We start from the raw sequence: 11239 nt of genomic DNA, 5'->3' as shown, positions 1-11239 counted from the left end.
AGGCCACAAAATGCGGCCCTTATGCTGTTAATCTTTTTCTACCTTTTTGTCTTCTTCTCTTTAAAACATTTCTTCCAGATTTAGTTTTCATTCTCTTTCTGAAACCATGCTCTTTGCTTCTTTGTCTCTTTTTAGGTTGATATGTCATGAACATTTAAATACACCCCCTTCAACCAATATTTTATTCTAGTAAAAAGCTAAAAGCTTTCTACTTATTCGCTAATTTAGGTTTTACTTTTTAATTATATCTTTGAAGTTGCGCTCTGTCAAGAAAATAACTCACTTAAAGATTTGTTAAAACGACCAAAACAACTTATAAACATCTCTTATAATAAAGTGTATTAATTGTGTGTAAAACCAAGACTTTTTAACTTTAGAAAAAACTCTTCTTTAATATAACATAAAAGCTTACTTAATAATATTATCTCCTAAGCTTAAAAAAATCATTACTTATAGATCTCTTTTAATAAAAAATTCAATTACTTAATATTATTTGCAAATTTAAATTTAAAATATTCCTAAAAGTATACATTCTCCTAAAATTTTATATTCAAGTTCAAAATTTTAAATTAATAAAAATTACCTTTACTAAGATATAAATAGACTTTATAACATAGTTATAAAGTAAAATTAAAAGTTATCCACATAATAAGTCACAACTGTTACTAACTTTCCTATTAAATATGTATATACTATATTACTTGCATTAAATATTACTAAAAACATCAAATCTCCCTCTGTATTCTCCAAAAATAATTATAAAAAATCTAAATTCAGTCTAAAATTTTAGATAAATAACCTTTTTTGAAATTCATTTTTTAGTCCATAAAAAATCATTAATTAATTTTACACAAAATAAGTTATCAACAGCTGTGATTTTTGTGGATAACTTATTGAACCATGCTCTTCCTTTATGGTATTATATTAATGCATTGTGAATAACTTTAGTATATTTAACAACTTATCCACACTTGTGAATAACCTTGTTGATAACTTGTATATTCTTTTATTTCATTTTATTTAAATTCTATTGCATCCCTGTTATTTCAATAGTTTATTACATTTATATATATCAACAACATCTATTTTTTCTTATTGTTGATATATATTTTATTTTAAAAGTTATCCACATTATCAACAGGCTGTTAATAACTTTATTCACATAATGTAAAATAGTAATCTAATATGTTAATTATATGTGCATAACTAAAAGTAAAAGTCATTTATGATTGGAGGATAGAAGATGGATGCCCAGTTAAATAATCTATGGGAACAAGCTCTTAATATAATAAAAGGAGAAATCTCTGAAATAAGCTTCAACACTTGGATCAAGAGTTGTACTCCTATATTTATGTCAGATAATTTATTAAAACTATCTGTTCCTAATGAATTCACAAAAGGGATTCTAGATACGAGATATAAGGACTTATTAATTCAAGCTCTAAAGATAGTTACATCTAGAAAGTTTAAAATAGAGTTCTACCTTGAATCTGATTTAGAAGAAGAAAAGGAAAATGAAGAAAAACAAAAAGAAGAAAGAAAAGATAAAGCAAAAGAAACTGATGGATCTATAATAGTTAGTGATGAAATGTCTGCAACTTTAAACCCTAAATATACTTTCGAATCTTTTGTCATTGGTAATAGTAACAGATTTGCTCATGCAGCTTCATTAGCTGTTGCAGAATCACCAGCTAAAGCTTACAACCCATTATTTATATATGGTGGTGTTGGACTTGGTAAAACTCACTTAATGCATGCAATAGGACATTATATTCTTCAAGAAAATCCTAAAGCAAAAGTAGTTTATGTATCTTCTGAAAAGTTCACTAATGAGCTTATTAATGCTATTAAAGATGATAAAAATGAAGAGTTCAGGAATAAATATAGAAAAGTTGATGTCTTATTAATAGATGATATTCAGTTCATAGCAGGAAAAGAGCGTACTCAAGAGGAATTTTTCCATACATTTAATGCTCTACATGAAGAAAATAAACAAATAATTTTATCATCAGATAGACCGCCAAAAGAAATTCCTACTTTAGAAGACAGATTAAGATCTAGATTTGAATGGGGATTAATAGCTGATATTCAAGCACCAGATTTTGAAACTAGAATGGCTATATTAAAGAAAAAGGCTGATGTTGAAGGACTTAGTGTTCCAAATGAAGTAATGGTTTATATAGCAACAAAAATTAAATCAAACATAAGAGAATTAGAAGGTGCATTAATAAGAATAGTAGCCTATTCTTCATTAACAAACAGAGATGTAAGTGTCGACTTAGCTTCTGAAGCCTTAAAAGACATAATATCTAATAAGGAAAGTGCTCCTGTAACTGTAAAAACTATTCAAGAATCTGTAGCAAACTATTATAATTTAAGAATAGATGATTTAAAATCACAAAGAAGAACTAGAAATATAGCATATCCACGTCAAATAGCTATGTACTTAAGTAGAAAACTTACAGACATGTCATTACCTAAAATAGGTGAAGAATTTGGTGGAAGAGATCATACTACTGTAATCCATGCATATGAAAAAATTTCTGAGAATTTGAAGACAGATGAAGGACTACAAAGTATGATAAATGATATTACTAAAAAACTTACTCAAAAGTAATTAACAAATGTACATAATAACTGTATAATATCTGTGGATAACCTGTGAATTATTTTGTTAATTAATATTTACCTGTTATTTTATTGTGGATAATTGTTCACAGTAATCTACAGGTTATCCACAAGCAAAAAATCTCTGTAACCATTGATATATAAAGCTTACAGAAGTTTATCCACAAATCCACAGATACTATTACTATTATTATTATATATATTATCTATTTATATATCTATTATATAATAATTCACACTGTGTATAACTTATGTGAATAAGTCCTAAAAGGAGGGTTTAAATTTTGATATTTACATGTAATAAAAATAAACTACAAGAATCTATAGCTATAGCACAAAAAGCTATAACAGGAAAATCAACAATGCCTATCTTAGAAGGTTTATACATAGAGGCAACAGAAAATTTAATAACTATAATTGGATCAGATAAAGATCTAAGTATAGAAACTAAGTTTGAAGCTGAAGTTTCTGAACCAGGAAAATTAGTTGTTGATGCTAAAATATTTGGTGAAATAATAAGAAAGTTACCTAACGATAAAATTAAAATAGAAACAGTTTCAGAAGAAGCAATAAGAATAACTTGTCAAAAATCTGTATTCGACTTATTACATATGAATGCAGAAGACTTCCCAAGTTTACCAAAAATAAATGAGAACATGATTTTCTCAATAAACCAAGGTATTCTTAAAAACATGATAAAGGGAACTTCTTTTGCTATAGCTCAAGATGAAACTAGACCTATTCTTCAAGGAATACTTTTTGAAATAAAAGATTCTAAATTAAACTTAGTAGCTTTAGATGGATATAGATTAGCAATTAGAAATGAATCAATAGATACAAACAACACAATTAATGCTGTTATACCTGGAAAAACTTTAAATGAAGTTGCAAAAATACTAGAAGATTCAGAAGAAATAGTAAATATTACTTTCACTCCAAATCACATATTATTTAATATGGGAGATACAAAAGTAATTTCTAGACTTTTAGAAGGTGAATTCATAAAGTATGATGCTTTATTACCAAAAGAACATAAATTACAAATAGAAGTTGATAAACAATCTCTTCAAAATGGTATAGAGAGAGCTTCACTTATGGCTAAAGAAGGAAATAGCAATTTAGTTAAGTTTGATATAACTGATGAAAATATAGTAATCACATCTAATTCTCAATTAGGAAAAGTTAGAGAAGAAGTATCTATAAAACTGCAAGGTGAAGAAATTCAAATTGCATTTAATTCAAAATATCTTCTTGATGTTTTAAAAACAATGGAAGAGGATAAAATAGAACTAAGAATGACAAGTAGTATATCTCCTTGTATTATTAGAAATAAGAACAATGATTCATGTGAATACTTAGTTTTACCAGTAAGAATAGCAAAATAAGTTTAACTTACTTTAAAAACTATGGTTAGTTTAGAAATACTAAACTAACCATAGGTCATTTTTTTATTTTAATTTTGAAAGGAGATAAGATGTATAATTTTGTATATACATCTAGTGAATAATTATGCAAGAGGTAAAGATTAATACTGAATTTATAAAATTAGATTCTTTTTTAAAATGGTGTGGAGCTGTAAGTTTAGGATCAGAAGCTAAAATGTTTGTTCAAGATGGAGAAGTTTTAGTTAATGGGGAAGTTTGCACTCAAAGAGGAAAGAAATTAAGAGTTGATGATACTGTAGAGTTCAATGGTGAAATTTATAAGTTAATTTAAAGATACATAGCCTAAAGAACATAAGAATATGGTATAATTAAATATAGGTGTTTTTATGTATATAAAAAGTTTGCAATTAATTAATTATAGAAATTATGAAAATTTATCAATTAAGCTTTGTCCTAATGTGAATGTCTTTATAGGAGATAATGCTCAAGGAAAAACTAATGTAATAGAATCAATATATTACTGTGGTTTTGCTAAATCTCACAGAACTAATAAAGACAGAGAGTTAATAAAATGGAATAAGGACAGAGCTTTTATAAGGTTAGATGTTCATAAAGATAGATTAGATAAAATCATAGATGTGAATATTTTAAAAGACGGAAAGAAAGCTATTAGTATAAATTCAATAAAAATAAGCAAAATTGGGGAATTAATTGGGACGTTTAACGTAGTTATGTTCTCTCCAGAAGATTTAAAGATTGTAAAAGAGTCTCCTGGAATAAGAAGAAGGTTCATTGACATGGAGCTTAGTCAATTAAATAAAAAGTATTATTATAATCTTGTCCAATACAATAAAGTTCTACATGAGAGAAATTTAGTTCTTAAAAATAGAAATGTAAACGAGGAAATGCTAGACATTTATGATATACAATTGGCTCAATATGGAGAGAATATTATAAAAACTAGATTAAAGTATATAGAACAGTTAAACAAATATTCTAAAGAAATCCACAAAGAAATAACTTCAGGAAAAGAAGAAATTGAATTTAAATATATTTCAACTGTAAAAGATTTAGATAATATTAAAGATTCTATGATATCTCTATTAGAACTTAATAGAAAAAAAGATATAGACAAGAGAGCAACATCTATAGGACCTCATAGAGATGATTTTAATATTTATTTAAATAATATTGATGCAAAGGTTTATGGTTCACAGGGACAGCAAAGGACTAGTGTACTTACAATAAAGTTTGCATCTTTAAAAATAATAAAAGAGATAACAGGAGAATATCCTGTGTTATTATTAGATGATGTATTATCAGAATTAGATTTTAATAGAAAAAGATATGTTTTAACATCTATAAGAAATATACAAACAGTAATAACATGTACAGGAATTGAAGATTTAACTAGTTATTTAGATGAAAACTCAAAGGTATTTAGAGTTATAGATGGACGTATTCAATGTTAAAGGAGGAGTATTTGTGTTTCTACACTTAGGAGAGAATGTAGTAGTTCCAGTTAAGGATGTAATAGGTATATTTGATATACAAACTGCTATGTATAGTTCAGATACTATACAATTCTTAAGAATGGCTGAAGAGGATGGATTCGTTGAAAGAATTACTGATGAAAAGCCAAAATCTTTTGTTATAGCAGAGATTGATAAAATGAGTAAAGTTTATCTTTCACCTATTTCATCATCTACATTAACAAAGCGTACAGATATTAATTATAATCCTTAAATTTTTGAATAAAGATAAGTTTGAGGTTAATTAAAACTAAAGATTTATTAAGGTTTTAAAAAGTTATTTATAAATAGGATTGCCATATTTATTTGGGAAGGGTTAACCCATAGCCTTTAAACTAATAGCTCTTAAAATAATGTTTACGTTAAGTGTGAAGGATTGAAGGAATTTCAACAAAAGTTGTTTGAGATTATTCACGGAAGACCCTATAAAAGGTAAATTGCTGCTATATAGGAGGAGTTATATGTTGGAGCAAAATAAGCAAAATTATGATGCTAGTCAGATTCAAGTCCTAGAAGGACTGGAAGCTGTAAGAAAAAGACCTGGAATGTACATTGGAAGTACTAGTTCAAGAGGGCTTCATCATTTAGTTTACGAAATTGTTGATAACAGTATTGATGAAGCATTAGCAGGATACTGTAAGAATATAAAAGTTTACATACACAAAGATAATTCAATTACTGTAATTGATGACGGAAGAGGTATGCCTGTAGGAATTCATCCTAAAATGGGAAGACCAACTGTTGAAGTTATAATGACTGTTTTACATGCTGGTGGTAAATTCGGCGGTGGTGGATACAAGGTATCTGGTGGATTACACGGAGTTGGGGCATCAGTAGTTAATGCGCTTTCAGAATTATGTGAAGTAATTGTAACAAGAGAAGGATATGTTTGGAAGCAATCTTATAAAAGAGGTGCTGTACTTACTGATTTAGAGAAAATAGGAGAAGCAGAAGGAAGCGGAACTAAGGTTCACTTTAAACCAGATGCTGAGATATTCGAAGAAACAGAATATGATTTTGAAATTTTATCACAAAGACTTAGAGAGTTAGCATTCTTAAATAAGGGAATTAATATAACTCTAATCGATGAGAGAGAAGAAGAAATTAAAGAAGAGTCATATCACTATGAAGGTGGTATAAAATCTTTTGTAAGCTATTTAAATAGAAATAAAGAAGTATTACATGATGATCCAATCTATGTAGAAGGATTAAAGGACGGTATATCAGTAGAAGTTTCACTTCAATATCATGATGGATTCAATGAAAATATATTTACTTTTGCTAACAATATAGACACTGTTGAGGGTGGAACTCACTTAGCTGGATTTAAGACTGCTTTAACAAGAGTAATGAACGATTACGCTAGAAGATTTGGTCATTTAAAAGATTCAGATAAGAATTTATCAGGAGATGATATAAGAGAAGGTTTAACAGCTGTTGTTTCTGTTAAAATATCTGAGCCACAATTTGAAGGTCAAACTAAAACTAAATTAGGTAACAGTGAAGCTAGAAGTGCTGTAGATTCAATATCTGGGGAAGGTATATCAACATTCTTAGAAGAAAATCCTGAAGTTGGTAAAGTTATAATTGAAAAAGCTTTATTAGCATCAAGAGCAAGAGAGGCAGCAAGAAGAGCTAGAGAACTTACAAGAAAATCAGTTCTTGAAAGAAGTTCATTACCTGGTAAGCTTGCAGATTGTTCATCAAAAGATCCTAAGGAATGTGAAATTTATATAGTTGAGGGAGACTCAGCTGGTGGATCAGCTAAGCAAGGACGAGATAGAAAATTCCAAGCTATTTTACCATTAAGAGGTAAAATAATGAATGTTGAAAAACAAAGATTAGACAAAATTTTAGGTTCAGATACTATAAGATCTATAGTAACTGCTTTAGGAGCTGGTATAGGACCAGAATTTGATATAGAAAAAATAAGATATAACAGAATAATAATCATGACAGATGCCGATGTTGATGGAGCTCATATAAGAACTCTATTATTAACATTCTTCTACAGATACATGAGAGATTTAGTAGAACAAGGCCATGTTTATATAGCACAACCACCACTATATAAAATTTCTAAAGGAAAACAAGAAAGATATGCTTATTCAGATTCTGCAGCAGATGAAATAATAGCTGAATTTGGTGGAAAGGATAGTAGTGTTAATGTACAAAGATACAAAGGTCTTGGAGAAATGAATGCAGGACAACTTTGGGAGACTACTATGGATCCAGAATCAAGAGTATTATTAAGAGCAGACATAGAAGATGCTATGGCAGCTGATGAAATATTCACAATTCTTATGGGCGATAAGGTTGAACCAAGAAGAGAATTTATTCAGAAGAATGCTAAGAAGGTTAGCAATTTAGATATATAGTACTAATATGAGGTGAAGTACATGAGCTTTAATGAGGGAAAAGTAATACCCATAGATATAAATAAAGAAATGAAAAAATGCTACATAGATTATGCTATGAGCGTTATCGTTGGTAGAGCATTACCAGATGTAAAAGATGGTTTAAAACCAGTTCACAGAAGAATATTATATTCAATGCAAGAGTTAGGATTATATCCTGAAAAGGGATATAGAAAATGTGCCAGAATAGTAGGGGAAGTACTAGGTAAGTACCACCCACATGGTGATTCTTCAGTTTATGATGCATTAGTAAGAATGGCACAAGATTTCTCATTAAGATATATGCTAGTTGACGGACATGGTAACTTTGGTTCTGTTGATGGAGACTCAGCTGCTGCAATGAGATATACAGAAGCTAAAATGAATAAAATAGCTTCTGAAATGCTTAGAGATATAAATAAAAATACTGTTGACTTTGCTCCAAATTTTGATGGTGAAGAAAAAGAACCAGTTGTATTACCTTCAAGATACCCAAATCTTTTAGTTAATGGTTCATCAGGTATAGCTGTTGGTATGGCAACTAACATTCCACCACATAACTTAGGAGAGGTTATAGATGGTACAGTAGCACTTATAGATAATCAAGAATTAACAAGCTTAGAATTAATGGCTTATATAAAAGGACCAGATTTCCCAACAGCAGGTATAATAATGGGTAAATCAGGAATAAGAGCTGCTTATGAAACAGGAAAAGGTAGAATCGTTGTAAGAGCTAAGGCTGAAATCGAAGAGGAAAATGGAAGACATAAAATAATTGTTACTGAACTTCCATATCAAGTTAATAAGGCTAAACTTATAGAATATATAGCGGATCTTGTTAAAGATAAGAAGATTACTGGAATATCAGACCTAAGAGATGAGTCTGATAGAGAAGGTATGAGAATAGTTATTGAACTTAAGAGAGATGCAAACCCTAATGTAACATTAAATATGCTTTATAAGCATACAAAAATGCAAGATACATTTGGTGTTATAATGCTTGCTTTAGTTGATAATGAACCACAAATTCTTAATTTAAAACAAGTCTTAACTCACTATATAAACTTCCAAAAAGATGTTATAACAAGAAGAACTCAATTTGAACTTAACAAAGCTAATGAAAGAGCTCACATATTAGAAGGATTAATAATAGCTCTTGATAACATTGATGAAGTTATAAACATAATAAGAGGATCAAAAACTACTGAAATAGCTAGAAATACTCTTATTGAGAGATTTAGTTTTAGTGAAAAACAAGCTAATGCAATATTAGAAATGAAACTTAGAAGACTTACTGGTCTTGAAAGAGATAAGATTGAAGATGAGTACAATGAGCTTATGAAGTTAATTGATTACTTAAATGATATTTTAGCTAGTGAGGAAAGATTACTAGAAGTTATAAAAGAAGAACTTTTAGAAATCAAAGCTAAGTATTCAGATGAGAGAAGAACTCAGATTGAAAAACAAGAAAATGAAATTGATATAGAAGATTTAATACAAGAAGAGGATGTTGTAATAACTCTTACTCATACTGGATACATTAAAAGAATATCTTCAGATGTTTATTCAGCTCAAAAGAGAGGGGGTAAGGGAATACAAGCAATGACAACAAAAGAAGATGATTTTGTTGAACATGTACTTGTAACATCAACTCACTCAAACCTATTATTCTTTACAACTAAAGGTAAGGTATATAGAATTAAGGCTTATGAAATACCGGATGCAGGAAGAACTGCTAAGGGAACAAATCTTGTAAATATATTACCTTTAGAAGCTGATGAAAAAATACAAACTGTTCTTTCATTCAAAGATATTCAGGATAAAGGATACTTATTTATGGGTACTAAGCTAGGAATAGTTAAGAAAACTCCATTAAGTGACTTTAAGAATATAAGAAGGAATGGATTAATAGCATTAAATCTTAGAGAAGGTGATGAGCTTCTAAGAGCGAAGATAACATATGGGGATGCGGATATAATGTTTGTAACTCAAGATGGTAATGCAATAAGATTTAATGAAAAAGATGTTAGACCAATGGGAAGAACAGCATCTGGAGTAAAAGCTATTAACTTAAGAGATGGTGATATAGCTGTTTGTATGGATATAGCTGTTGAAGGTGAACAACTATTAGTTGTAAGTGAAAATGGTTATGGTAAGAGAACTAAACTAGAAGAATACAAGGTTCAAAACAGAGGTGGAGTAGGTCTTATTACATACAAAGTATCAGATAAGACTGGTAAAGTTGTAGGTGCTACTGTATGTAAAGAGGATGATGAGCTTATGCTTATAAATAATCAAGGGGTTGCTATAAGAATTAACGTAAGTGGAGTATCAGTCACTAGTAGATCTGCAATGGGAGTTAAACTTATGAGAACTTTAGAGGAAGAAGCAGTAGTAACTATTGCTAAAATATCTGGAAGTGATGAAGAAGAAGTTGAAGAATTAAACTTGCTTGATGATGCAGATGGAGATAAAAATGAAGTTTCAGATGAATTAGAAACTAAAGTTAAAGAGTAGAAATAATTTAAACCCTTAGAATTTTAAAATTCTAAGGGTTTTTTGTATTATATATAAACTTATATTATATTTTAATAATAAAACTATACGTAATTATGAAAATTATAAGTTATAAAGTTATTTTTAGATTGATAATTAATAAATTTAAGAAAATTTAATAGTAAAATTTAAATTTAATTATAGTTTTAATAGTTTTAAAATAGAAAAATAATTAAAAAGCTTATTAAAAAGCATTATCAATACATAAACTTTACCTAGTGTATCAATAAAAGAAAAATGAATAAAAAGGAAGAAAATTAGAGAATTTATAATATAATATTAAAATATAAGATTAAATAAATGTATTATTATAAGACTTTGTGTTAATATATTACTTGTCGCTGATGAATAGCAACAACGAAAACAAAACTTCAAAAACAAGTTAAAAAGTTTTTGAAGAAAAATGTTGACAAAGTTCGAAAGTGATGATATACTAAAGAAGTCGCTTGAAGGCGACGAAGAAATGGTCTTTGAAAATTAAACAGAAGATATTAATATAAACCAGCAATTCTTTTAACAAGTAATATGAGTATAGATTAAACTTTTAAATTGAGAGTTTGATCCTGGCTCAGGATGAACGCTGGCGGCGTGCTTAACACATGCAAGTCGAGCGATGAAGTTTCCTTCAGGAAATGGATTAGCGGCGGACGGGTGAGTAACACGTGGGTAACCTGCCTCATAGAGTGGAATAGCCTTTCGAAAGGAAGATTAATACCGCATAACATTGAGAGATGGCATCATC

The 11239-nt window shown here is 28.8% G+C and carries 8 protein-coding genes and 1 rRNA gene; 8 read left to right on the top strand and 1 reads right to left on the bottom strand.

What is annotated here, in order from left to right:
- Positions 1-19: 19 nt before the first annotated feature.
- Complete coding sequence (rpmH, locus tag Q1K13_RS00175; protein WP_003451019.1) at positions 20-154, bottom strand: 50S ribosomal protein L34; 135 nt, start codon at positions 152-154, stop codon at positions 20-22.
- A 1089-nt stretch (positions 155-1243) separates the two neighbouring features.
- Between rpmH and dnaA the strand changes: the two genes are divergently transcribed.
- The 8 genes from dnaA to Q1K13_RS00135 all read left to right on the top strand — a co-directional run.
- Positions 1244-2617, top strand: coding sequence for a chromosomal replication initiator protein DnaA (gene dnaA / locus Q1K13_RS00170; protein ID WP_300346448.1), 1374 nt, complete (start codon positions 1244-1246; stop codon positions 2615-2617).
- A gap of 295 nt (positions 2618-2912) precedes the next feature.
- Positions 2913-4013: a DNA polymerase III subunit beta gene (dnaN, locus tag Q1K13_RS00165; protein ID WP_300346447.1), complete on the top strand. Its 1101-nt coding sequence runs from the start codon at positions 2913-2915 to the stop codon at positions 4011-4013.
- Positions 4014-4137: 124 nt separating this feature from the next.
- A complete protein-coding gene (yaaA, locus tag Q1K13_RS00160; protein ID WP_300346446.1) occupies positions 4138-4344 on the top strand; it encodes a S4 domain-containing protein YaaA in 207 nt (68 codons plus the stop codon).
- A gap of 55 nt (positions 4345-4399) precedes the next feature.
- The gene (gene recF / locus Q1K13_RS00155) at positions 4400-5485 is read left to right on the top strand and encodes a DNA replication/repair protein RecF (RefSeq protein ID WP_300346444.1); all 1086 of its coding nucleotides are present in this window, start codon (positions 4400-4402) and stop codon (positions 5483-5485) included.
- A 13-nt stretch (positions 5486-5498) separates the two neighbouring features.
- On the top strand, positions 5499-5759 hold the full coding sequence (gene remB, locus Q1K13_RS00150) for an extracellular matrix regulator RemB (RefSeq protein WP_003451015.1): 261 nt from the start codon (positions 5499-5501) through the stop codon (positions 5757-5759).
- A 247-nt stretch (positions 5760-6006) separates the two neighbouring features.
- Positions 6007-7923 (top strand): DNA topoisomerase (ATP-hydrolyzing) subunit B, encoded by a 1917-nt coding sequence (gene gyrB / locus Q1K13_RS00145; RefSeq protein ID WP_300346405.1) that lies wholly within the window; start codon positions 6007-6009, stop codon positions 7921-7923.
- A gap of 21 nt (positions 7924-7944) precedes the next feature.
- Positions 7945-10458, top strand: a complete 2514-nt coding sequence (gene gyrA / locus Q1K13_RS00140; RefSeq protein ID WP_300346403.1) for a DNA gyrase subunit A — start codon at positions 7945-7947, stop codon at positions 10456-10458.
- A 584-nt stretch (positions 10459-11042) separates the two neighbouring features.
- Positions 11043-11239: ribosomal RNA gene (locus Q1K13_RS00135) — 16S ribosomal RNA — on the top strand; the annotation flags it as partial.

Origin of the sequence: Clostridium sp. (assembly GCF_029267215.1) — a bacterium.
Taxonomy (GTDB): domain Bacteria; phylum Bacillota; class Clostridia; order Clostridiales; family Clostridiaceae; genus Sarcina.
Note: the sequence above shows the minus strand (reverse complement) of the source record. Positions and strands in the feature narration are given on the sequence as shown.